Source organism: Dactylosporangium thailandense (genome assembly GCF_059739745.1).
In genome coordinates this window covers 1,314,140-1,336,081 of sequence record NZ_AP029195.1, presented here as the reverse complement: position 1 = coordinate 1,336,081, position 21,942 = coordinate 1,314,140, and the positions used below count along the sequence as shown (strand labels likewise).

Here is a 21,942-nt window from a genome sequence, read left to right as displayed (position 1 = left end):
CTGCGCCACCCACGCGGTGAGCGTTCACACCGTCACCACGGCAGCGCGCTGTGTCGCTGCGTTACTGTGTGCGCCGTGATTCGCTGGCGCTGGGGAACCGTTGTCGACACCCGCCGGGAGTGGCACGGGAGCCTCGAGCTCGACGTCACCGTGGAGGCTCGACGCCCCGAAGATCCGGCTTCGGTACGGGCTCTGGCCTACCCCGCCCTCGTCGGCGTCCCCCGCGCGGGTGACCGGGTGCTGCTCAACCTCAACGCGCTCGCCCTCGGCCTCGGCACCGGCGGCTACGCGCTCGTCGTGGCCGTGCCGGACCGGCTGCCCGACGACGTGGACGTTCCCGGGCACGTGGTCAAGGCGCGGTACACCCCGCTGCAGGCGATCGTCCTCGCGGCCGACGAGGAGGCCTCGCCCCTGCGCGGGGAGCTGGCCGGCGCCGTGGACCTCGGCGGCATGCCCGTGGTCGTGGCGGACCTGCACTCGGCCCTGCCCGCGGTGCTCGCCGGCGCGCTGGCCGAGCGGCCCGGGCTGCGCGTCGCGTACGTGATGACCGACGGCGGCGCCCTGCCCGCCTGGTTCTCGCGCACCCTCGACGGCCTGCGCCCCCTGCTCGCCGGCACGGTGACCACGGGCCAGTCCTTCGGCGGCGACCTCGAGTCGACGAACGTGCACAGCGGCCTGCTCGCCGCCCGGCACGGCCTGCACGCGGACCTCGCGATCGTCACCCAGGGCCCCGGCAACCTCGGTACCGGCACGAGCTGGGGCTTCTCGGGCGTCGCGGCCGGCGAGGCGGTCAACGCGGTGCACGCGCTCGGGGGGCGCCCGGTCGCGGCCCCGCGCATCTCGGACGCCGACCCGCGCCCGCGCCACAACGGCGTGTCCCACCACAGCCTGACCGCCTTCGGCCGCGTGGCCCTGGCCCCGGCCGATCTCGTGATGCCCTCGGACCTCTCCCCCGCGCTGGCCGGGCCGGTCCGCGCGGCGCTGTCCGCCCTGTGCCCGCCGCACGCGTTGGTGGAGGTCCCGTCGGCGGATCTGGCGGGGCCGCTGGGCGAGCTGCCGGTGAAGCTGTCGACGATGGGCCGCGACCTGACGCAGGACACGGCGTACTTCCTGTCAGCGGCGGCCGCGGGCCGTCATGCCGCGACACTCGCCGCTTGACGTGACCGGCCCCGACGACGGGCCGCGACCTGACCGAGGACACGCGCCCTCGCCGGCCGCTATGCGGCGACACTCGCCGCTTGACGCGACCGGCCCCGACGACGGGCCGCGACCTGACCGAGGACGCGACGCTTTTCGCCGGCCGCTATGCGGCGACTCTCGTTGTTTGACGCGATTCGTCCGCGCGTTGCCGCGAAATGTCGGGCGCTCCGCTAACCCGACATTTCGGATTTATCGTCCGGCGAGGTATAAGTCCGATATGTCGTGGCGCGGAGCGCCCGACATATCGGAGATCGCCAGCGAGTTTCGCGCGGACATGGGGCCGGTGGATCACATCGGCGTGACCCGCCGCGGGCCTGGCAGCGTCGGCGCGCCAGCGCCGAGCGGTGTCTGGCGGGAGCGACGGTTCGCACCCCCGCGGACCCGAGTCAGGCTTTGGCGAGCGCCGCGTTCGCGACCGACCGCAACTGCGGCAGGTGATCCGCCTCCGGGGCGGCCGCCACGACCATGTAGACCGCCACGATCGCCTTGCCCCGGCGGGCCAGCAGCGTCTTGGACTTGTCGCTCAGCGCCGCCTCCCCCACGCCGCCGACGGCCTCGAGGGACACGATCGTGGTCCAGAGCTTCTGGGCCTGGGCCGCGTCCGTGAACGTCAGGGCGACCACGGTCACCTGGTCGCCGGCCGGGTTGCCGAAGGGGCACATCCGGGCGCGGGCGTTGAGGCCGAGGGTCTGCACCGCCTGGCCGTACTGCGCCACGGCCGCGGCCCCGTCGCCCTGGCTCGGCTGGACCGGCAGGCCCGTGGACTGCTTCACCTGCTCGGCGCCGATGAGGCCCTGGCAGCCGTCGGAGTTGACGACGGGGGGCAGGGTCGGGGACGGCAAGGGCTGGTGGGACACGTCCGGGCCGGCGGTGGGGCCGGCCGGCAGCGGGGTGCGCTTGAGGCCGTCGTCGGTGCAGGCGGACAGCAGCGCCGCCAGCAGGGCCAGCGGGACCAGGCGACGGATCATGCGTAGATCACGATCAGGGTGAAGCCCACGATGATCACGATCAGGATGGTGGCGAGCAGCCAGGTCGGGTACTTCGGGCCGACCGTGCGGTTGCGCTCGACCTCCTCGCGGATGCGCTGAAGCCGCCGGCCGAACCGGTTGGTGGCCGGTCGGTCGGGGTTGAAGTCGGCCCCGAGCTTCTTGGGCCTCGGGGGCTGGTGGTCCGGCAACTCATCCATAGCGCGGGCCAGCCTAATCCCCCGAGGGCCGCAACGTCACATGCTCGCGATCAGCCGGTCCACGCGCTCGTCGTAGGCGCGGAACGGGTCCTTGCACAGCACGGTGCGCTGTGCCTGGTCGTTGAGCTTCAGATGCACCCAGTCGACGGTGAAGTCGCGGCGGCGCTCCTGGGCGTGGCGGATGAACTCGCCGCGCAGTCGGGCCCGGGTGGTCTGCGGCGGGGTCTCCTTGGCCTCGAAGATCTCGAGGTCGGTGGCGACCCGGTCGACCGATCCGCGCTTCTCCAGCAGCCCGTAGAGGCCGCGGCCGCGGCGCAGGTCGTGGTAGGCGAGGTCCATCTGCGCCACCCGCGGGTGGGACAGCGGCAGGTCGTGCTTGGCCTGGTACCGCTCGATGAGCCCGAGCTTGGTCACCCAGTCGACCTCGCGCTCGACCTCCTTGTGGTTGCCGGTCTCCACGGCGTTGAGCACGCGGCCCCACAGGTCCATGACCCGCTTGGTGGCCGCGTCGGCGCCGCGGCGGTCCAGGAACTCGGTCGCCTTGTCGAAGTACTCCTGCTGGATCTCCAGCGCCGAGATCTCCTTGCCGCTGGCCAGGCGCACCCGGCGGCGGCCGGTGATGTCGTGCGACACCTCGCGGATGGCCCGGATGGGGTTCTCCAGCGACAGGTCCCGCATCGCCACGCCGGCCTCGATCATCCGCAGCACGATGTCCGCGGTGCCGACCTTCAGCAGCGTGGTGACCTCGTTCATGTTCGAGTCGCCGACGATGACGTGCAGGCGGCGGTACCGCTCCGCGTCCGCGTGCGGCTCGTCGCGCGTGTTGATGATGGGGCGGGACCGGGTGGTCGCCGACGAGACGCCCTCCCAGATGTGCTCGGCGCGCTGGGACAGGCAGTACACGGCGCCGCGCGGGGTCTGCAGCACCTTGCCGGCGCCGCAGATGAGCTGGCGGGTGACCAGGAACGGGATCAGGATGTCGGCGAGGCGGCCGAACTCGCCGTGCCGGCTGACCAGGTAGTTCTCGTGGCAGCCGTACGAGTTGCCGGCGGAGTCCGTGTTGTTCTTGAACAGGTAGATCTCGCCGGCGATGCCCTCGTCGTGCAGCCGGCGCTCGGCGTCGACCAGCAGGCCCTCGAGAATGCGCTCACCGGCCCGGTCGTGGACCACCAGGTCGGGCACGGAGTCGCACTCGGGCGTGGCGTATTCCGGGTGCGAGCCCACATCGAGATAAAGGCGCGCGCCGTTGCGCAGGAAGACGTTGCTGGAACGGCCCCACGAAACGACGCGCCGGAACAGATAGCGGGCGACCTCGTCCGGCGACAGGCGGCGCTGTCCCCGGTAGGTGCACGTGACCCCGTATTCGGTCTCAAGGCCGAAAATTCGCCGGTCCATGTACAGACATTAGCCGCCTGAACGCCGATTCGAACCTATTGGGAGCGGAGACTTTCCGTATACCTCTGGCAGGTGGCGTAGTCGGGCAGTGAGCCCTCCTCGATCCGCTGCTTGAGCGTCGGCGCCTTGGCGTCCTTGGCCGACAGCTGCGGCTCCTCGACGGGCCACGCGATGGCCAGGTCGGGGTCGAGCGGGTGCAGGTCGTGCTCGCCCGTCGGGTTGTACGTCTCCGACACCAGGTAGGTGAGCGTGGCGTCGTCGGTCAGCGCGCAGAACGCGTGGCCGAGGCCCTCGGAGAGGTACACGGCCCGGCGGTCCACGTCGTCGAGCTGCACGCCCTCCCAGCGGCCGAATGTCGCAGATCCGACCCGGATGTCCACGACCACGTCGAGCACGGCGCCGCGGATGCAGGTGACGTACTTGGCCTGGCCCGGCGGCACGTCGGCGTAGTGCACGCCGCGCACCACGCCGCGGGCCGAGACCGAGAGGTTGCCCTGGGCCAGGCGCAGCGGGTGGCCGATCTCGGCGGCCAGGTGGTCGAAGCGGTAGAACTCGGTGAACAGGCCCCGAGGGTCCCCGTGCAGAACAGGGGTGATCTCCCAGGCGCCGCCGATCGAGAGCTGTCGGATCTTCACGTGCTCACTCCAGCGTGTCGGTCGTCGTGGCGGTGCGGTTCGTACGGTGTGTCAATGCTGCCAATCGAGCAGGTTGAGCAGATACTCGCCGTACCCGCTCTTGCGCAGCGGCTCGGCGAGCTCGCGCAGGCGGTCGTCGTCGATCAGCCCCGCGCGCCAGCAGACCTCCTCGACGCAGCCGACCTTGAAGCCCTGCCGTTCCTCGATCACGCGCACGAACTCGGCCGCCTGGACCATGGTGTTGAAGGTGCCCGTGTCCAGCCAGGCCGTACCCCGGTCGAGCACGCCGACGTGCAGTTCACCCCGCTCGAGGTAGGCCGCGTTCACGGCGGTGATCTCGAGCTCGCCGCGGTCGCTGGGCTTGAGGTCGCGCGCGATCTGCACGACGCGGTTGTCGTAGAAGTACAGGCCGGGCACCGCGTAGCGGGACTTGGGCCGGATCGGCTTCTCCTCGATCGAGAGCACCCGCCCGTCGGCGGCGAACTCGACCACGCCGTAGTCCTCCGGGTTGGACACCGGGTAGGCGAAGACCCGCCCGCCGGTGATCTCGGCGTTGTCGGCGAGCCGCTGGCCGAGCGCGCCGCCGTGGAAGATGTTGTCGCCCAGCACCAGCGCCACGCTGTCGTCGCCGATGAAGTCCGCGCCGATGATGAACGCCTGGGCGAGGCCCTCGGGCCGGGGCTGGGCCGCGTACTGCAGGCTGAGCCCCCACTGCGACCCGTCGCCGAGCAGCCGGACGAACTGGTCCTGGTCCTCGGGCGTGGTGATGACGAGGATCTCCCGGATGCCCGCCATCACCAGCGTGGTGAGCGGGTAGTAGATCATCGGCTTGTCGAAGACGGGCATCAGCTGCTTCGACACGGCCTTGGTCAAGGGCCACAGACGTGAGCCGGTCCCACCGGCGAGGATGATGCCGCGCACTCGGCCACCGTACGGGAAGCATCCGGCCGGGGTCGACCCGGACGCGCCCAGGGTCGACCGGCGCACCAGCGGCGTTCCACTAGACTCTCGAACCCGTGAGAATCCTCGTCACCGGCGGTGCCGGTTTCATCGGCTCGCATTACGTGCGCACGCTGCTCAGCGGCGGGTACCCCGCGTACGCGGGCGCGGCCGTGACCGTCCTCGACAAGCTCACCTATTCGGGTAACCGGGCGAACCTCGCCCCGGTCGAAGGCGACGCCGCGCTCACGTTCGTGGAGGGCGACATCTGCGACTCGGCGCTCGTCGGCGAGCTCATGCCCGGCCACGACGCGGTCGTGCACTTCGCGGCGGAGTCGCACGTCGACCGCTCCATCCTCGGCGCCGGCCCGTTCGTGACCACGAACGTGCTGGGCACCCAGGTGCTGCTCGACGCGGCCCGCGCGGCCGGGGTCGGGCGGTTCCTGCACGTGTCGACCGACGAGGTGTACGGCTCCATCCAGGAGGGCTCCTGGACCGAGGAGTGGCCGCTCGCGCCGAACTCGCCGTACTCCGCCTCGAAGGCCGGCTCGGACCTGCTGGCGCTGGCCTACCACCGCACCCACGGGATGGAGGTGGTCGTCACCCGGTGCTCGAACAACTACGGCCACTACCAGTTCCCCGAAAAGGTGATTCCGCTCTTCGTCACCAATCTCATCGACGGCGGGACCGTCCCGCTCTACGGCGACGGCGGCAACATCCGTGACTGGCTGCACGTGTCCGACCACTGCGCGGGCATCCAGCTCGCGCTCGAGAAGGGCCGGGCCGGCGAGGTCTACAACATCGGCGGCGGCCGCGAGCTGACCAACCGCGAGCTGACCGAGGTCCTGCTGGCCTCGACCGGACGGGACTGGGACTCCGCCGTGCGCTACGTCGAGGATCGCAAGGGCCACGACCGGCGGTACTCGCTGAGCCACGACAAGATCAGCAACGAGCTCGGCTACACCCCGGCCGTCACGTTCGAGCAGGGCATCGCCGAGACGGTGGCCTGGTACCAGGACAACCGCGCCTGGTGGGAGCCGCTCAAGGCCCGGGCGGCGCTGGCCTCATGACCGGTCCGGAGCGAAGCGGAGGCCGCGCGACCCGTTTTCTCGTCACGGGCGCCGGGGGCATGCTCGGCCGCGACCTGCTGGCCGTGCTCGACGGCCGGGACGTGACCGCCGCGACCCGGGCGGAACTGGACATCACGGACGCCGCGAAGGTGCGCTCGCTCGTCGAGGGCCACGACGTGGTCATCAACGCCGCGGCCTGGACGGACGTCGACGGCGCCGAGGCCGACGAGGCCGCCGCGACCGCGGTCAACGGCACCGGCGTGGCCGCCCTGGCCGCCGCGTGCGCCGCGACCGGGGCGAAGCTGGTGCACGTCTCCACCGACTACGTGTTCCCGGGCGATGCCACCGAGCCCTACGCCGAGGACGCCGCGACCGGGCCGATCAACGCGTACGGCCGCGGCAAGCTCGTGGGCGAGCGGGCCGTGCTCGACACGCTGCCCGAGTCCGGGTACGTCGTGCGCACCGCCTGGCTCTACGGCACGACCGGCCGCAACTTCGTGCTGACGATGCTGCGCCTGGCCGCCGAGCGCGAGTTCGTCGACGTCATCGACGACCAGGTCGGGCAGCCGACGTGGGCGCGTGACCTGGCCGAGCGCCTGGTGGCGCTGGCGGACTCGGACGCGCCCGCCGGCATCTACCACGGCACCGCGAGCGGCCGGACGTCCTGGCACGGGCTGGCGGCGGCCGCGTTCGAGCTGGCCGGGCACGATCCGGCCCGGGTGCGCCACACCACCAGCGAGGCGTTCGTGCGCCCGGCGAAGCGGCCCGCGTTCAGCGTGCTCGGGCACGAACGCTGGGCGGCGGCCGGGATGCCGCCGATGCGGGACTGGCGTGCAATGCTGCAGGACATGATGCCCGGAGTTGCCCGGTGAAGCTCACGATCGTCACCGGCCTGACCGCGCTCGCGGTGCTCGCCTTCATGGTGGAGCTGCTGCGGCGGCGGCAGCTGCAGGAGAAGTACGCGATCCTCTGGCTGGTCGTCAGCGTCGTGATGCTGCCGCTGGCGTTCTTCCCGTTCATCACCGACCGCACGGCGAAGCTGCTGGGCATCGCGTCCGGCGTCAGCCTGGTGCTGTTCCTCGGCATCGTGTTCCTGCTGCTGGTGACGGTGCACCTGAGCTGGGAGGTCAGCCGGCTGGAGGAGGAGACACGCACGCTGGCCGAGGACCTGGCCCTGCTGCGCAGCGAGCTGGGCCGGCCCCGCCCCCAGGACGAGATCCCCCACGAAGCGGTCAGCGCTCAGGAAACGGCTTTCGATGATCAACGGTAAGAAGGTCCTGATCATCATCCCCGCGTGGAACGAGTCGGAGTCGATCGCCGACGTCGTGCGGGAGGTGCACGGCGAGCTGCCGTCGGTCGACATCATCGTGGTCGACGACGGCTCCGGCGACGACACCGCGATCAAGGCCGCCGAGGCCGGGGCGATCGTCGCGAAGCTGCCGTTCAACCTGGGCGTCGGCGGGGCGATGCGCACCGGGTACCGCTACGCCCGCGACCACGGCTACGACGTGGCGATCCAGGTGGACGCGGACGGGCAGCACGATCCGCGGTACATCCCGAAGCTCGTCGACGCGCTGGACGAGCACGATCTGGTGATCGGCGCCCGGTTCGCGGGCGAGGGCGGCTACAGCGTCAAGGGCCCTCGCAAGTGGGCGATGAAAATGCTGTCGGCGGTACTGTCGAAGCTCTCCCGCACGCGCCTGACCGACACGACGTCCGGGCACCGCGCGTGCAACCGGCGCACGATCGAGTTCTTCGCGCACTGGTACCCGGCGGAGTACCTCGGCGACACGATCGAGGTCCTGGTGCGGCTGGCGCGCAACGGCTACAAGATCACGCAGATCCCGGTCGCGATGCGGCCGCGGATGGCGGGCACGCCGAGCAATTCACCCGTGAAGGCCACGATCTACTTGGGACGCGCGTTTGTCGTACTGCTCCTCGCGATGATCCGCGCCTGACCCCCGCGTGATGTGCAGGGCCGGTCTCCCGCCTCGGGCGACCGGCCGTTGCACGTTTCGGGGTGGAGCCGCCGCCCGTTTCACGCTTTAGGCGGAGCTGCTGCGGTTTGCCTCCGTGTGCCTTCACCGCCGATTGCGTGCAGCGTCCGGCCCGTTCGCTTTTGTTCGGAATCCGGCCGGTTTGCGCGCGTCAGACCCGCCTCCGGGCCGCTCTTCCGCGATGACCCGCGCGCCGAGGCACACTCGCGCTGCCGAGCTGTGCGACGGGCTCCTCGCCGGGAGCGGGCCGCTGCGTGCTCCCAGGTCCGACCGTCGCTGCCTACCCCCATGCGCGCTCTGCCGGGGCCGAGATGGCCCCGGAGCGCGTCGGGTCGGGCTATTCGGCGTCGGGCTTGTTCTTGTCCTCGTCGGCCGTGTCGTCGGGGGTCGCGAGCTCGCCGGGCTCGTCGGGGCTCGGGGCCGGGCCGCCCGACGCGTTGTCCGCGGGCGTGCTCGGGGACGCCGGCGGCTGCGGCTTGTCCTCCAGGCCCTCCTCGACGTCCTGGCTGCCGGCCGAGGTGTCCTCGAGGATGGCGGTCAGGGCCAGGCCGGTGAGCCGGCGGAAGGTGCGGCCGGGGCGGTTGCGGTCCAGCACCGCGACCTCGAGCTGGTGGGCCGCCAGCTTGCGCGGCTGACCGCCCTCGCCGCCGACACTCCCCAGACCCTCGACCGCCAGCCGCAGGGCCTCAGCGAGCGTCTGGTCGGGCCGCAGACGGCTTTTCACCGCGGTGGCGATGGCGTCCGACTGGCCACCCATGGTCACCATGCCCTGCTCGTCCTGGACGGAGCCGTCGTAGGTGATCCGGTAGAGCTCGTCGTCCTCGGCGGTGGCGCCCGCCTCGGCGACGCAGATCTCGACCTCGTAGGGCTTCTGTTCCTGGGTGAAGATCGCGCCGAGGTTGCGGGCGTAGAAGTTGGCGATCTGCCGGCCGGTCACGTCGCCGCGGGCGTAGGAGTAGCCGTGCAGGTCGGCCAGGCGCACCCCGGCGGAGCGCAGGGCCTCGAACTCCGGGTAGCGGCCGACGGCGGCGAACCCGATGCGGTCGTAGATCTCGCTGACCTTGTGCAGCGCGGTCGAGAGGTTCTCGGCCACGAACAGCACGCCGCCCTCGTAGCTGAGCACCATGACGCTGCGGCCACGAGCGATGCCCTTGCGCGCGTACTCCGAGCGGTCCCGCATGATCTGCTCGGGCGAGGCGTAGAACTGCATGGCCACGGTGGCGGGTTCTCCTTCGGCTGGTTGGTGGGCGTTCGGGCTGGTGAGGTCGAGGCGTCGGGTTCGTCCGGGCCGGTCAGGGCGTCTGCTTAGACCCCGGGGTTCTCGGAGCGCTCGGCGATGATCTGCTCGGCGGCGGCGCGGGTCTCGTCGTCGCCGAGGCGGCGGGTGCCCTCGACCGTCGCGGTCATGATCACCGGGAAGATGTTGCGCAGGAGGTCGGGGCCGCCGGTCGCGGTGTCGTCGTCCGCGGCGTCGTAGAGCGCCTCGATGGCGAGCTTCACGGCCTCGTCGGTCGTCACGCCGGGCCGGTAGCGCTTCTTGAGCGACGACTTGGCGAACAGCGAGCCGGAGCCGATCGAGTCGTAGCCGCGCTCCTCGTAGACGCCGCCGGCGACGTCGAAGCTGAAGATGCGCCCGGCCTTGTCGACGCTCTTGGCGTCCACGTCGAAGCCGGCGAAGAGCGGCACGACGGCCAGGCCCTGCATCGCGGCGCCGAGGTTGTTGCGCACCATGCTGGCCAGGCGGTTGGCCTTGCCCTCGAGGGAGAGCATGCTGCTCTCGATCTTCTCGTAGTGCTCCAGCTCGACCTGGAACAGCCGGATCATCTCGAGGCCGAAGCCCGCCGTGCCGGCCATGCCGACCAGCGAGTAGGCGTCGGCGGCGAAGACCTTCTCGATGTCGCGCTGGGCGATGAGGTTGCCCATCGTCGCGCGCCGGTCGCCGCCCATGAGCACGCCGTCGGAGCACGCGATCGCGACGATCGTGGTCGCGTGGGCGCTCACGTCGGCCGCCATGCCCGGCGGCAACGGGCGCCGGCCGGGGAGCATCTCGGGCGCCACGTGCGACAGGAACTCGGTGAAGGACGAGGTCCCGGCGGCGTGGAACGCCGCGGGCGGGCGCCCTGAGTGGTCAAGACCCGACGGCAACGGAGCCCCTCCTTGGTTGCGTGGTGATCGACTGTGGTGGGCCAACAATACGCCGCGACACGGCCGGATTGCGCCGCGCCACAACGCTGTGGGCGAACAGGCGGTGCGTCGTGCGGGCCGCTGCCGAGCCCGGGCAGGTCAGGGCGCCTCATGCGAGCCGCCGCCTCCTTCCGGACGTCCGGGCGAGCCGCCGGGCCGGCCCGAGACTTCGAGAGTCGCCTCCGAACCGTCCCGCTGTCTGAGCGAGGAGTCCGACCCGTCCGAGCCGTCGCCGTCCGAACGAGCCACCCGTCCGAGCCGTCCGAGCGAGCGAGCCGCCCCGTCCGAGCCGTCCGAGCGGAACCGGCCGAACGAGGCGTCCGGGCGAGCCGTCCGACGCGTCCGGGCGAGCTGACGGGCTGTCCGTGGGCCGGATGAGAGCCCCCGCAACGTGCGCCGCCCGCCCGGGGTTCCGGGCGGGCGGGCTCGTGTGCGGCTACTCGCCGCCCTTTTGCACGTATCCGCGGACGAACTCTTCGGCGTTCTCCTCGAGCACGGAGTCGATCTCGTCGAGGAGGTCGTCGACGTCCTCGCCGAGCTGCTCGACCCGTTCGGCTGTCTCCGGGTTCACCTCAGGCGCGGCGACGTCCTCTTCCTCGTCGCGGCGCGACTTGCCGGACTGAGACTGCCCGCCCGTATCCCTCGTAGCCATGACTCATCCTCCTCGGGGGGACCACCAAACGAACCGCTGCATCGAACTTACCCGGAAGTGATCGCTTCGAGCAGATCCTTGGCGCTCGGGCATTTGTCGAACAGCGCGCCGACGTGTTTCTTCGTCCCCCGCTCGGGCTCCATCATCGGCACCCGCACGAGCGACTCGCGGCCCACGTCGAAGATGACGGAGTCCCAGCTGGCCGCCACCACCTCGGCGGGGTATTTGGCGAGACAGCGGCCGCGGAAGTAGGCCCGGGTGTCGTCCGGCGGCTCGACGATCGCGCGCTGGACCTCTTCCTCGGTGAACAGCGTCGCCATCGAGCCGCGGGCGACCAGGCGCTGGTAGAGGCCCTTCTCCGGGCGGACGTCGGAATACTGCAGGTCGACGAGCTGCAGCTTGTGCGAGCTCCAGCCGAGCGACTCGCGCTCGCGGTAGCCCTCCAGCAGCCGCAGCTTGGCCACCCAGTCGAGCTCGCCGGCGCACAGCATCGGGTCGCGCCCGAGCTTGTCCAGCGCGTCCTCCCAGCGGTCGAGCACGTCGAGGGTGATCTCGTCGGCGTCGTCGCCCTCGCGGCCCTCGACGAACGCGCGGGCCCGCTCGTAGAAGGCCCACTGGATGTCCAGGGCGGTGAGCCGGCGGCCGTCGCGCATGCGGATGAGGTGCTTGAGCGACGGGTCGTGGCTGACCGACTTGAGCTCGGTGACAGGGTCGGCGATGCCCAGGTCGGCCGAGAGCGCCTTCTCCTCGATCATGGCGAGGATCAGCGACGTGGTGCCGACCTTCAGGTACGTCGAGATCTCCGACAGGTTCGCGTCACCGATGATCACGTGCAGCCGGCGGTACTTGTCCGCGTCGGCGTGCGGCTCGTCGCGCGTGTTGATGATGGGCCGCTTCAGCGTGGTCTCCAGCCCGACCTCGACCTCGAAGAAGTCGGCGCGCTGGGAGATCTGGAAGCCGGGGCCGGTGCCGTCCTGCCCGATGCCGACCCGCCCGGCGCCGCACACGATCTGCCGCGTGACGAAGAACGGCGTGAGGTGCATGACGATGTCGGCGAAGGGCGTCTGGCGGCGCATGAGGTAGTTCTCGTGCGCGCCGTAGCTGGCGCCCTTGTTGTCGGTGTTGTTCTTGTACAGGTGGATCGGCAGCGTGCCCGGGATGGTGGCGGCCCGCCGGGAGGCCTCGGCCATCACCCGTTCGCCGGCCTTGTCCCACAGCACGATGTCGCGGGGGTTGGTCACCTCGGGCGTGGAGTACTCCGGGTGGGCGTGGTCCACGTAGAGCCGCGCGCCGTTGGTCAGTATCACGTTCGCGAGGCCGAGGTCCTCGTCCGCGAGCGCCTCCGCGGGATCGTAAAGAGCACCCGAATAGGTGAACCCGCGGGCGTCGCGCAGCGGCGACTCCTCCTCGTAGTCCCACCGGGCCCGGCCGTTCTTGGAGAGCTCGGGCCGCGCCCCGTAGGCGTTGACCACCTGGGAGGACGTGACCATCGGGTTCGCACCCGGCTGGCCGGGCACGGACACGCCGTACTCGACCTCGGTGCCCATCACGCGCCGCACACTCATGAGACAACCCTAGTCGTATCGTCGGCGACCCGGCCCACTCGGACGGGCCAGCTTGCCTGCAAGCTTAAGCGGGCGGTGACCGAAAGGTCACCGCCCGCTCATAGATGGATCACCGTTTACAGGTATTGGCCGGTGTTGGTGGCCGTCTCGATGGAGCGGCCGGCCTCGGCGCCCTTGCCACCGGAGACGAGCGTGCGGATGTAGACGATCCGCTCACCCTTCTTGCCGGAGATGCGGGCCCAGTCGTCGGGGTTGGTGGTGTTGGGCAGGTCCTCGTTCTCCCGGAACTCGTCGACACACGAGTCGAGCAGGTGCTGCAGGCGTACGCCCTTCTGCCCGTTGGAGAGGAAGTCCTTGATCGCCATCTTCTTGGCCCGGTCGACGATGTTCTGGATCATCGCGCCGGAGTTGAAGTCCTTGAAGTACAGGACCTCCTTGTCGCCGTTGGCGTAGGTCACCTCGAGGAAGCGGTTCTCCTCGGTCTCGGAGTACATCCGCAGCACGACCGCGTCGATCATGGCCGCGACCGTCGCGTCGGGCGAGCCACCGTGCTCGCTGACGTCGTCGCTGTGCAGCGGCACGTCGGTCAGGATGTACTTCGAGAAGATGTCCTTCGCCGCCTCGGCGTCCGGCCGCTCGATCTTGATCTTCACGTCGAGCCGGCCGGGGCGCAGGATGGCCGGGTCGATCATGTCTTCCCGGTTGGACGCGCCGATGACGATGACGTTCTCCAGGCCCTCCACGCCGTCGATCTCGCTGAGCAGCTGGGGGACGATCGTGTTCTCCACGTCGGAGGAGACGCCGGAGCCGCGGGTGCGGAACACCGAGTCCATCTCGTCGAAGAACACGATGACGGGCGTGCCCTCGCCGGCCTTCTCCCGAGCGCGCTGGAAGATGAGCCGGATGTGCCGCTCGGTCTCGCCGACATACTTGTTGAGCAGCTCGGGACCCTTGATGTTGAGGAAGTAGCTGGTCTGCCGCTCCTCGCCGCGCCGCTCGGCGATCTTCTTCGCCAGCGAGTTGGCCACCGCCTTGGCGATGAGGGTCTTGCCGCAGCCGGGCGGGCCGTAGAGCAGCACGCCCTTCGGCGGGCGCAGCTTGTGCTCCCGGAACAGCTCGGCGTGCAGGAAGGGCAGCTCCACCGCGTCGCGGATCATCTCGATCTGCGAGGAGAGTCCGCCGATGTCGTGGTAGTCGACGTCGGGCACCTCCTCCAGAACGAGCTCCTCGACCTCACTCTTCGGAATCCGCTCGTAGGCGTAGGCCGACCGCGGCTCGATCATGAGCGAGTCACCGGCGCGCAGCGGCGCGTCGGCGATGGTGTGCGCCAGGTGGACGATCCGTTCCTCGTCGGCGTGCGAGACGACGAGTGCCCGGTCACCACCCTCGAGGACCTCCTTCAACATGACGACCTCGCCGGCCCGCTCGAACCCGAGCGCGTCGACGATGTTCAGGGCGTCGTTGAGCAGGACCTCCTGGCCTCGGCGCAGCTCCTCGACCTCGATGGCCGGAGAGACTGCCACGCGCAGCTTGCGCCCGCCTGTGAACACGTCGACGGTGCCGTCGTCGTGGCGGGCGAGGAAGACGCCGTAGCCGCTCGGCGGCTGCGCCAGGCGGTCAACCTCCTCCTTCAGCGTCACGATCTGGGCTCGGGCCTCCTTGAGGGTGGCCACGAGCCGCTCGTTGTTTTCGGTCAGCCGGGCAATCTGCGCCTGCGCTGCGGCGAGCCGCTCCTCGAGCTGTCGCACGTGTCGCGGAGTCTCCGTCAGCTTGCGCCGCACCAGGGCGAGTTCCTCCTGAAGAAACGCGACCTGCGTGGAGAGATCGTGGGCGTCCTTCTCCCATCGTGCGGCGCGCGTCTCCGCGTCGTCGCTGCGTGCCACGTCCCACCTCCCCGGGGGCTTTGAACGTTGTGCTCTAACACTAACTGCTGATCGGCGGTTCAGGCCCCCTCGAACACGTGCGCCACAGGGTGTTTACAAATCCGGGATGCGCGAAGGGCCCTATCCGGTACCCTTTCCGGCCCTCTGCGGCGTGTGTCACGGCCCCCTGCACGGTTCCGCCGGGGTCGGGTAGCGTCAGGCCGGTGAGCGTGGAGACCACCCAGGACGAGCTGCAGGTTTGGGTCGACCAGGACCTGTGCACCGGCGACGGGCTGTGCGTGCAGTATGCCCCGGAGGTCTTCGAGTTCGACGTCGACGGCCTGGCCTACGTCAAGGGCGCCGACGGCGAGCTGTTGCTGGCACCGGGCAGCCGGGTCGGCGTGCCCGCCCATCTGCGGCTCGAGGTGATCGACGCGGCCAAGGAGTGCCCGGGCGAGTGCATCTACGTGCGGCGCGCGGCCGACGACGCTCCCGTCGCGGGTCCCGAATCCGAGGGCTGACCTGCGGTTTTGCCCTTGGCACCGCGGAGTCGCAGGGGCCGGGCCAGCGGAGCTGGGCCCCGCCCCGAGTCGCGCGGGAGCAACGGTCCGCAGGTGACGCGGTCCGGGCCATGAATGAACGTGAATGAATGCGCTACAGCATCGGCTTGCCGACCAGCGAGCTGACCAGGCGGGCGAACTCCTCCAGGCGGGCGATCTGGCCCGCGCCGCCGTCGTCGAGGGTCTTGCCGAAGCGCAGCGCGTCGTGCCGGATGACCGAGCCGGCCTCCTCGGCCGCCACGTTGGCCTCGTCCAGCGACGTGAGCAGCAGATACACGTCCACGCTGTCGACCCGGTGGGTGCCGTTGGGGTTGCGGCTGATGCGCCGCCGACAGCCGACCTCGGTCACCGCGGACAGGGCCACCACCCGCAGGGACGACGTCATCGAGCCCGGCGGCGCCTCCTCCGGCGGGATGTCCTCGCCGTGCCAGAGGATCAGCCGGTTGCCGTCGCAGACGACGACCTCCTGCCAGACCCCGTTCACGTCGTTGACGAAGCGCTCCAGGGTGAATCCGAGCACGCTCTGGCCGCGCAGGACGCCGGCCATGGCGTCGAGCGCGATGTCCGGGTCGCGCAGGTATGCCCGGGCCGCCGACTCGAGGTCCGGATACGGCGACCAGTCGGGAAAGACTGCGGGTAGGTCACTGAAGCTCGGTCGGCTCATGCCCTTCGGCCTCCTCGTCTGCCCGTGCGGCCGCGGCGGCCGCCAACCGCCGTGCCGCGTACGCCTCGGCCCCCTTGCTCGGTTTGCGCCGGCGCGGCGGCGCGGTGACGCCCGGCGCGAGCTTGCGGGCGCTGACCAGGAACGCCGTGTGCGCGATCATGCGGTGGTCCGGCCGCACGGCCAGCCCCTCCACGTGCCAGTCCCGCACCAGACTCTCCCATGCACGAGGTTCGGTGTACCCACCATCCTCGCGCAAGGCCTCCACCAACTCCGACAATTGGGGTGTGGTCGCCACATAGCCGATGAACACCCCGCCGGGGATCAGCGCCCGCGACACGAGCGGCAGGATCTCCCACGGAGTGAGCATGTCCAGGATTATCCGATCAAACCCGGCATCTTCGCAGCCGGCCACGTCACCGACCCGCAGGGTCCACCCGGGCTGCGGTCCGAGGAAGGCCTCGACGTTGCGCCGGGCGATCGCCGCGAAGTCCTCGCGCATCTCGTAGGACGTCACGCTGCCCTGCGGCCCCACGGCGCGCAGGAGTGAGCAGGTCAGCGCGCCGGATCCGGCCCCGGCCTCGAGCACGCGGGCGCCCGGGAAGATGTCGCCCATGGCCACGATCTGGGCGGCGTCCTTCGGGTAGATCACCTGAGCGCCACGGGGCATCGACAGCACGTAGTCGCTCAGCAGCGGGCGAATGGCCAGGTAGAGGGTGCCGCCGATGCTCGCCACGCTGCCGTCGGGCGCGCCGATGAGCTCGTCGTGGGCGAGCCGCCCGCGATGGGTGTGGAACTCCTTGCCCGGCTCCAGCACGATGGTGTGCATCCGGCCCTTGGGGTCGGTGAGCTGCACCCGGTCGCCGGGGACGAAGGGGCCCCTCCGGACGGCGGACGGGGTCTGGGCGGGGCTTTCCACGGTCACGTGCTGTTCCTCCGGACGGTCGGCCTGCGCGGCCTCCGGGTGGGGGCCACGAGGGAGACGAGCTCGGCGCCGCGCAGGACGCCGTGCACATCCTCCCCGGTGACCACCAGGTAGTCGCCGCCCGGGTCGTCCCTGATCGCCGTGAGCAGGTCGGCGCCCCGCAGATCGCCCGGGAGCACGTGCGCGCGGTCGATGCGCCGGGTCACGTCGCCGAGCGGCACCCAGGGCCGCCGCTCGGCCGGCACGGCCCGGGCCGAGGCGCCGTGGACGAAGCCGATCAGGCTGCCGGCCGAGTCGACGACGGCGACGACCGGCTGGCGCTCCTGGTCCTCGCCGAGGGCGGCGATCCGGTCCGCCTCCGACAGCGGGGTCGTGGCGGTGAGGGCCACCACCGGCCGGGCCAGCTCGCGGGCGCTGAACGGGGGCAGGTTGCCGACCGCCTTCGCGTGCCGGATCGCCTGGCCGGCGCCGACCCACATGGTGAGCGCGACGAGGAGGGTGAACAGGACGCCGAAGTACCCCTTGACCAGGGGCGAGTAGTACAGGAGCAGGGCCACGGCGGCGGTCGCGAGGGCCAGCAGCCGGCCGACCCAGCCGGCCACGATCCGGCCGGTGTTGGGGTCGCCGGTGAGCTTCCACACGAGCGCCTGCAGAGCCCGGCCGCCGTCCAGGGGCAACCCGGGCAGGGCGTTGAACAGGGCGACGACGATGTTGGACAGGGCCAGCTGGAACGCGAAGGTCTCGGGGATGCCGCCGCGCGGCAGGATGGCGGCGGCGCCGGCCGCGAGCAGGCCGAGCACGAGGGAGACGGCGGGGCCGGAGAGGGAGACGTACAGCTCCACGCCCGGCCGGGGCGCCTCGCGCTCCATCTCGGTGTAGCCGCCGAGCATCTCCAGCGTGATCCCCCGCACACCGATGCCGCTGTGCCGGCTGGTGACCGCGTGGCCGAGCTCGTGCAGCAGTACCGAGACCAGCAGGCAGACGACGAAGCCGAAGCCGATCGCGAGGCCGGTGGTGAGGGTGAGGCGCTCGGAGCGGGCCGAGAGGTACTGGCCATAGGTGATCGTGATCAGGGCCGCGAGCAAGAGCCAGGACGGCGCGAGGGAGATCGGCACGCCGGCGATCCGGCCCAGCGGGATTCCCGATCCGCGCTCCCGGGGCTGCGGGCGGGCAGCCGGCGACGCCGGCGCGGATGCCGTGCGGTGTTCGTCCATTGCCCCCGATGCTACGGGTTCGGCGGTTCGCGACACGTTTTCTGTCGTACCCCCCGTTTAACCTCTTGGACATGACGGTGCCCGTTACCTCCGCCCTGCCAACCCTGTCGCCGTCGCGCGCCGCGGACTTCAAGACGTGCCCCCTGCTGTACCGCTTCCGCAGCATCGACAGGCTGCCCGAGCGCCCGACCGCCGACCAGGCCCGCGGCACGCTCGTGCACGCGGTGCTGGAGGTGCTCTTCGACAGCCCGGCCGGGGACCGCACGCCCGAGCGCGCGGCCGAGCTCGCGGCGCCGCAGTGGGCCCGGCTCGTCGAGGAGGAGCCGGAGCTGGCGTCGATCTTCGCCGGCTCGCCGCTGACGCTGGACGAGTTCCTCGCCGAGGCCCGGGAGCTGCTCGGCGGGTATTTCGCGCTCGAGGACCCGAATCGGCTGGAGCCGGCCGACCGGGAGGCCTACGTCGAGGCCCAGGTGGACGACCGGCTCGTCATCCGCGGCATCATCGACCGGCTCGACGTATCGCCGGCCGGGGACGTCCGCGTCGTCGACTACAAGACCGGCGGGGCGCCGCGGGAGGCGTTCGAGGCCCGGGCGATGTTCCAGCTCAAGTTCTATGCCCTCGTCCTGTGGCGGACCCGGGGCGTCGTGCCTCGGGTCCTGCGGCTGATGTATCTGCGGGACCGGGAGGTGTGCGACTTCGCCCCGGACTCGGACGATCTCGAGAGGTTCGAGCGGACGCTCCTGGCGCTGTGGGAGGCGATCGCGGCGGCGACCGCTGCGAAGGACTTCCGGGCCAAGCCGTCGCGGCTGTGCGGGTGGTGTGCGCATCAGGCGCTGTGCCCGGCGTACGGCGGGACTCCCCCGGCGTTTCCGACCGGGGCTTCGGATTCGGGGTCCGTGGTGGTCGAACGGGACTGATTGCGCCGCACGCGCCTGGGCGCGGGGCCGGTTTGGGGGCGGGCGGCGGCTACTGCGCGCCGGCGTCGGAGCGGTCCGCGGCCGTCGGAGGCCGCGGAACGTTTCCGGCTGCGGTCGGACGCGGGGATCGACCGGCATGCTCGCCGCCCGCGACGGACCCGGCAACGCGGCCGCCGAGCGACGCCGGGCGGCGGCGACTGCACCGGTGTCGGAGCGGGTCCGCGACCGTCGGAGGCCGATCCCCGTTTCCGGCTGCGGTCGGACGCGGGGATCGACCGGCATGCTCGCCGCCCGCGACGGACCCGGCAACGCGGCCGCCGAGCGACGCCGGGCGGCGGCCCGGCCATCTGGAACGCCGCCGAACCAGAGGCTGGCAGGCGTCTTGACCGCTCATAGCCGACGTCGGCGACAGCCCAGCAGCGAGCCGGGCCGAACTGGCCGGCATGCTCGCCGCCGGCGACCGCCTCGCCAACGCGGCCGCCGAGCGACGCCGGGCGGCGGCCCGGCCATCTGGAGGACGCCGTCGACCAACAACCTGCGGGCGTCGTGACCCCGCCCATGGCCGACGGCCCGGCGAATCGGCCGACGTGCTCGCCGTCGGCGACGGACTCAGCAACGCACCGCCGGGCGGCGGCCCGGCCATCCGGACGGACGCCGTCGACCAACAGCCTGCGGATGTCGTGACCCGCCCATGGCCGACGGCCGGGCGAATCGGCCGACGTGCTCGCCGTCGGCGACGGACTCAGCAACGCACCGCCGGGCGGCGGCCCGGCCATCCGGACGGACGCCGTCGGCCAACAGCCTGCGGGCGTCGTGATCCGCTCATAGCCGGCGGCCGGGCGAATCGGCCGACGTGCTCGCCGCCGGCGATGCGACGCCGGGCTGCGTGAGATTTGTCGGGGACGCGTAGTACTGCCTTCTTTGTGCCGTTTTCCACATCCATGGCGTACATGAGCGGAATCAGCGCAATTGGCGGTTGCGGGCCGGGTCCGACTTGCGGTGCTGGCGTCGGGGCGTTGCGGATGAGGGCGTCTCATCCCTGAGGAGGAGCCCCCGCCAGCTGCGGCGTCTACCGTCGATTGCGTGGGACGGGTCAGGGAGTTTCTGTGGCGTCGTGGGGATCCGTTCGCCCAGGACATCGTGCTTGCCCTCGTGCTCCTGGGGATCAGCACGCTGCTCGAATCGCTCGCGCAGCGGGCGGTCGGGGTCGTCGACCTCCCGGCGCAGCTGGTGTACGACGGCATCGGGATGGTCGCCGTCGCGCTTCGGCGGCGGGCGCTCTGGGTGGCCGTCGGCTGGATCTCGCTGCACATCCTGGTGCCGTTCGCCGGGCAGATGGAGCTGGTCGACGGCGGGCTGGCGGTCATCGTCGTCACCTACACCGCCGCGGCGTATCTTCCCGTCCGCCCGGCCATGCTCGCCACCGTTGCCATGTGGGCGCCCGGGATGACGCTGGCCCTGGTGGTCGGGCGGACCGGGGCCAGCTCCTTCTATCCGGACGCCAAGATCTTCCTGATCTTCAACGCGATGAGCGCGCTCGTCTGCTTCACCGTCGGGCGGACCGTCGCCACGCGGCGGGCCTACATCGCCGCGCTCGAGGACCGGGCCCGGACCGCCGAGAACACCCAGCGGGCGCTGACCGAGAAGGCCGTCGCCGAGGAGCGGCGGCGGATCGCCCGGGAGCTGCATGACGTCGTCGCGCACCACGTCAGCGTCATGGGGGTGCTCGCCACCGGGTCGCGGCGGATGCTCTCCCGGGATCCCGGCGCCGCCGACGAGGCCCTGGCCACCATCGAGGAGACCGGGCGGACCGCGTTGCGGGAGATGCGGCGGCTGCTCAGCGTGCTGCGCACCGAGACCGAGCCCGCCGGGGAGCTGGCGCCGCAGCCGGGGCTGGCCGGCATCGAGGGGCTGGTCGAGCAGATCCGGGAGGCCGGGCTTCCGGCCGTCCTGCGCGTCGACGGGGAGCCGGGCATGCTCGATCCCGGGGTTTCGCTCACGCTGTACCGCATCGTCCAGGAAGCGCTCACCAATGCGCTCAAGCACGCCGGCGCCGCCACGGTCGAGGTTCGGCTCACGTTCACGCCCACCGAGTCCACGGTGGAGATCTGCGACACCGGGCGCGGGCCGCAGCTCGGCTCCGCCGCCGTCGGGCACGGGCTGCTCGGGATGCGGGAGCGGGTCATGTTGTACGGCGGAACGCTGCGCACCGGGCCCCGGCCCGGGGGCGGTTATCGTGTGCACGCACGGATTCCGATCGAGGTTCCCGCAGAGAGGCAGTTGGCGAGTTGACTCAGGCGCGACCGATTCGGCTGTTGCTGGCCGATGATCAGCCGCTGCTGCGGACCGGGTTCCGGATGGTGCTGGGCGGGGAGGCCGACCTCGACATCGTGGCCGAGGCCGGGGACGGGGTCGAGGCCGTCGAGCTGGCCCGGCGGCTGCTGCCCGACGTGGTGCTCATGGACATCCGGATGCCCCGCATGGACGGGGTCGCGGCCACCCGGGCCATCGTGGACGCCAAGCTGCCGGTCCGGGTGCTGATCCTCACGACCTTCGACCTCGACGAGTACGTCGTCGGGGCGCTGCGGGCCGGTGCCAGCGGGTTCCTGGCCAAGGACGTTCCCGCCGACGACCTGGTCATCGCCATCCGTACCGTGGCCGCCGGCGAGGCCGTCGTCGCGCCGCGAATCCTGAAGCGGCTGCTCGACAAGTTCGCCGACGCGCTGCCCGATCCGTCCGCCGAGCCGCCGCACGACCTGCGGGTGCTCACCGACCGGGAGCGCGAGGTGCTCATCCAGCTGGCCAGGGGACTGTCCAACGCGGAGATCGCGCGGGCACTGTCCGTGAGCGAGACGACCGTCAAGACGCACGTCGGGCACGTGCTCACGAAGCTCGGTCTCCGCGATCGGGTGCAGGCCGTCGTCCTCGCGTACGAGACGGGACTGGTCCGGCCCGGGTCCTGAGGTCGTTCTCGGGGACG

Annotated in this window: 22 protein-coding genes; 9 read left to right on the top strand and 13 right to left on the bottom strand. The window is 71.2% G+C overall.

The window, feature by feature from the left end:
• Positions 1 to 75: 75 nt before the first annotated feature.
• Entirely contained in the window at positions 76 to 1,158 is a 1,083-nt protein-coding gene (locus tag AC6JBM_RS05670) for a DUF3866 family protein (protein ID WP_497982557.1), read from the top strand.
• 428 nt (positions 1,159 to 1,586) lie between these two features.
• On the opposite strand, the gene AC6JBM_RS05665 is transcribed toward AC6JBM_RS05670, so the two are convergent.
• The 5 genes from AC6JBM_RS05665 to rfbA are packed head-to-tail and all read right to left on the bottom strand — an operon-like array spanning position 1,587 to position 5,337.
• Positions 1,587 to 2,168 (bottom strand): hypothetical protein, encoded by a 582-nt coding sequence (locus AC6JBM_RS05665; RefSeq protein ID WP_497982556.1) that lies wholly within the window; start codon positions 2,166 to 2,168, stop codon positions 1,587 to 1,589.
• Positions 2,165 to 2,386 carry a hypothetical protein gene (locus tag AC6JBM_RS05660; protein WP_433076461.1) on the bottom strand — a complete coding sequence of 74 codons (222 nt, stop codon included), beginning with the start codon at positions 2,384 to 2,386 and terminating at the stop codon, positions 2,165 to 2,167. The genes AC6JBM_RS05665 and AC6JBM_RS05660 overlap by 4 nt, the downstream gene beginning before the upstream one ends.
• Before the next feature lie 36 nt (positions 2,387 to 2,422).
• Positions 2,423 to 3,781, bottom strand: a complete 1,359-nt coding sequence (gene pafA, locus AC6JBM_RS05655; RefSeq protein WP_497982555.1) for a Pup--protein ligase — start codon at positions 3,779 to 3,781, stop codon at positions 2,423 to 2,425.
• Between the two features lie 35 nt (positions 3,782 to 3,816).
• The gene (locus tag AC6JBM_RS05650; protein ID WP_497982554.1) at positions 3,817 to 4,416 is read right to left on the bottom strand and encodes a dTDP-4-dehydrorhamnose 3,5-epimerase family protein; all 600 of its coding nucleotides are present in this window, start codon (positions 4,414 to 4,416) and stop codon (positions 3,817 to 3,819) included.
• Positions 4,417 to 4,467: 51 nt separating this feature from the next.
• A complete protein-coding gene (gene rfbA / locus AC6JBM_RS05645; RefSeq protein ID WP_497982553.1) occupies positions 4,468 to 5,337 on the bottom strand; it encodes a glucose-1-phosphate thymidylyltransferase RfbA in 870 nt (289 codons plus the stop codon).
• Positions 5,338 to 5,432: 95 nt separating this feature from the next.
• Between rfbA and rfbB the strand changes: the two genes are divergently transcribed.
• The 4 genes from rfbB to AC6JBM_RS05625 are packed head-to-tail and all read left to right on the top strand — an operon-like array spanning position 5,433 to position 8,383.
• Positions 5,433 to 6,425, top strand: a complete 993-nt coding sequence (rfbB, locus tag AC6JBM_RS05640; RefSeq protein WP_497982552.1) for a dTDP-glucose 4,6-dehydratase — start codon at positions 5,433 to 5,435, stop codon at positions 6,423 to 6,425.
• A complete protein-coding gene (gene rfbD / locus AC6JBM_RS05635) occupies positions 6,422 to 7,297 on the top strand; it encodes a dTDP-4-dehydrorhamnose reductase (RefSeq protein ID WP_497982551.1) in 876 nt (291 codons plus the stop codon). Before rfbB ends, rfbD begins: the two co-directional genes overlap by 4 nt.
• Positions 7,294 to 7,695: a DUF2304 domain-containing protein gene (locus AC6JBM_RS05630; RefSeq protein WP_350613331.1), complete on the top strand. Its 402-nt coding sequence runs from the start codon at positions 7,294 to 7,296 to the stop codon at positions 7,693 to 7,695. Before rfbD ends, AC6JBM_RS05630 begins: the two co-directional genes overlap by 4 nt.
• Positions 7,682 to 8,383, top strand: coding sequence for a glycosyltransferase family 2 protein (locus AC6JBM_RS05625; RefSeq protein WP_497982550.1), 702 nt, complete (start codon positions 7,682 to 7,684; stop codon positions 8,381 to 8,383). Before AC6JBM_RS05630 ends, AC6JBM_RS05625 begins: the two co-directional genes overlap by 14 nt.
• A 376-nt stretch (positions 8,384 to 8,759) precedes the next feature.
• Here the strand turns inward: AC6JBM_RS05625 and prcA are convergent, their stop codons facing one another.
• The 5 genes from prcA to arc all read right to left on the bottom strand — a co-directional run bounded on the left by prcA (position 8,760) and on the right by arc (position 14,706).
• Positions 8,760 to 9,638 (bottom strand): proteasome subunit alpha, encoded by an 879-nt coding sequence (gene prcA, locus AC6JBM_RS05620; RefSeq protein ID WP_497982549.1) that lies wholly within the window; start codon positions 9,636 to 9,638, stop codon positions 8,760 to 8,762.
• 89 nt (positions 9,639 to 9,727) lie between these two features.
• On the bottom strand, positions 9,728 to 10,567 hold the full coding sequence (gene prcB, locus AC6JBM_RS05615) for a proteasome subunit beta (protein ID WP_350613325.1): 840 nt from the start codon (positions 10,565 to 10,567) through the stop codon (positions 9,728 to 9,730).
• A 475-nt stretch (positions 10,568 to 11,042) separates the two neighbouring features.
• Positions 11,043 to 11,258 (bottom strand): ubiquitin-like protein Pup, encoded by a 216-nt coding sequence (locus tag AC6JBM_RS05610; RefSeq protein ID WP_345129507.1) that lies wholly within the window; start codon positions 11,256 to 11,258, stop codon positions 11,043 to 11,045.
• Positions 11,259 to 11,305: 47 nt separating this feature from the next.
• A complete protein-coding gene (dop, locus tag AC6JBM_RS05605) occupies positions 11,306 to 12,823 on the bottom strand; it encodes a depupylase/deamidase Dop (protein ID WP_497982548.1) in 1,518 nt (505 codons plus the stop codon).
• Between the two features lie 116 nt (positions 12,824 to 12,939).
• Positions 12,940 to 14,706 (bottom strand): proteasome ATPase, encoded by a 1,767-nt coding sequence (arc, locus tag AC6JBM_RS05600; RefSeq protein ID WP_350613321.1) that lies wholly within the window; start codon positions 14,704 to 14,706, stop codon positions 12,940 to 12,942.
• 209 nt (positions 14,707 to 14,915) lie between these two features.
• Between arc and AC6JBM_RS05595 the strand changes: the two genes are divergently transcribed.
• The gene (locus AC6JBM_RS05595) at positions 14,916 to 15,206 is read left to right on the top strand and encodes a ferredoxin (protein WP_497986420.1); all 291 of its coding nucleotides are present in this window, start codon (positions 14,916 to 14,918) and stop codon (positions 15,204 to 15,206) included.
• 133 nt (positions 15,207 to 15,339) lie between these two features.
• Here AC6JBM_RS05595 and AC6JBM_RS05590 read toward each other — a convergent pair whose 3' ends face one another.
• From AC6JBM_RS05590 to AC6JBM_RS05580, 3 genes are read right to left on the bottom strand one after another with little or no spacing between them, the layout of a single operon-like run.
• On the bottom strand, positions 15,340 to 15,909 hold the full coding sequence (locus tag AC6JBM_RS05590; RefSeq protein WP_223094089.1) for a hypothetical protein: 570 nt from the start codon (positions 15,907 to 15,909) through the stop codon (positions 15,340 to 15,342).
• Complete coding sequence (locus AC6JBM_RS05585; protein ID WP_350613318.1) at positions 15,887 to 16,831, bottom strand: tRNA (adenine-N1)-methyltransferase; 945 nt, start codon at positions 16,829 to 16,831, stop codon at positions 15,887 to 15,889. The genes AC6JBM_RS05590 and AC6JBM_RS05585 overlap by 23 nt, the downstream gene beginning before the upstream one ends.
• Positions 16,828 to 18,045, bottom strand: a complete 1,218-nt coding sequence (locus AC6JBM_RS05580) for a site-2 protease family protein (RefSeq protein WP_497982547.1) — start codon at positions 18,043 to 18,045, stop codon at positions 16,828 to 16,830. The genes AC6JBM_RS05585 and AC6JBM_RS05580 overlap by 4 nt, the downstream gene beginning before the upstream one ends.
• Before the next feature lie 71 nt (positions 18,046 to 18,116).
• Here AC6JBM_RS05580 and AC6JBM_RS05575 point away from each other — a divergent pair, with 71 nt between their 5' ends.
• The 3 genes from AC6JBM_RS05575 to AC6JBM_RS05565 all read left to right on the top strand — a co-directional run bounded on the left by AC6JBM_RS05575 (position 18,117) and on the right by AC6JBM_RS05565 (position 21,925).
• Positions 18,117 to 18,962 carry a RecB family exonuclease gene (locus AC6JBM_RS05575; RefSeq protein WP_497982546.1) on the top strand — a complete coding sequence of 282 codons (846 nt, stop codon included), beginning with the start codon at positions 18,117 to 18,119 and terminating at the stop codon, positions 18,960 to 18,962.
• Between the two features lie 1,083 nt (positions 18,963 to 20,045).
• Positions 20,046 to 21,254, top strand: a complete 1,209-nt coding sequence (locus AC6JBM_RS05570; RefSeq protein ID WP_497982545.1) for a sensor histidine kinase — start codon at positions 20,046 to 20,048, stop codon at positions 21,252 to 21,254.
• Positions 21,251 to 21,925, top strand: coding sequence for a response regulator (locus AC6JBM_RS05565; protein WP_497982544.1), 675 nt, complete (start codon positions 21,251 to 21,253; stop codon positions 21,923 to 21,925). Before AC6JBM_RS05570 ends, AC6JBM_RS05565 begins: the two co-directional genes overlap by 4 nt.
• The last annotated feature ends 17 nt before the right edge of the window (positions 21,926 to 21,942 follow it).

Bases quoted from the DNA above. Each gene is read 5' to 3' on its own strand.
- AC6JBM_RS05665 (WP_497982556.1), bottom strand. From the start codon at position 2,168: ATGATCCGTCGCCTGGTCCCGCTGGCCCTGCTGGCGGCGCTGCTGTCC.
- AC6JBM_RS05660 (WP_433076461.1), bottom strand. From the start codon at position 2,386: ATGGATGAGTTGCCGGACCACCAGCCCCCGAGGCCCAAGAAGCTCGGG.
- pafA (WP_497982555.1), bottom strand. From the start codon at position 3,781: ATGGACCGGCGAATTTTCGGCCTTGAGACCGAATACGGGGTCACGTGC.
- rfbD (WP_497982551.1), top strand. From the start codon at position 6,422: ATGACCGGTCCGGAGCGAAGCGGAGGCCGCGCGACCCGTTTTCTCGTC.
- AC6JBM_RS05625 (WP_497982550.1), top strand. From the start codon at position 7,682: ATGATCAACGGTAAGAAGGTCCTGATCATCATCCCCGCGTGGAACGAG.
- AC6JBM_RS05610 (WP_345129507.1), bottom strand. From the start codon at position 11,258: ATGGCTACGAGGGATACGGGCGGGCAGTCTCAGTCCGGCAAGTCGCGC.
- dop (WP_497982548.1), bottom strand. From the start codon at position 12,823: ATGAGTGTGCGGCGCGTGATGGGCACCGAGGTCGAGTACGGCGTGTCC.
- AC6JBM_RS05590 (WP_223094089.1), bottom strand. From the start codon at position 15,909: ATGAGCCGACCGAGCTTCAGTGACCTACCCGCAGTCTTTCCCGACTGG.
- AC6JBM_RS05580 (WP_497982547.1), bottom strand. From the start codon at position 18,045: ATGGACGAACACCGCACGGCATCCGCGCCGGCGTCGCCGGCTGCCCGC.
- AC6JBM_RS05575 (WP_497982546.1), top strand. From the start codon at position 18,117: ATGACGGTGCCCGTTACCTCCGCCCTGCCAACCCTGTCGCCGTCGCGC.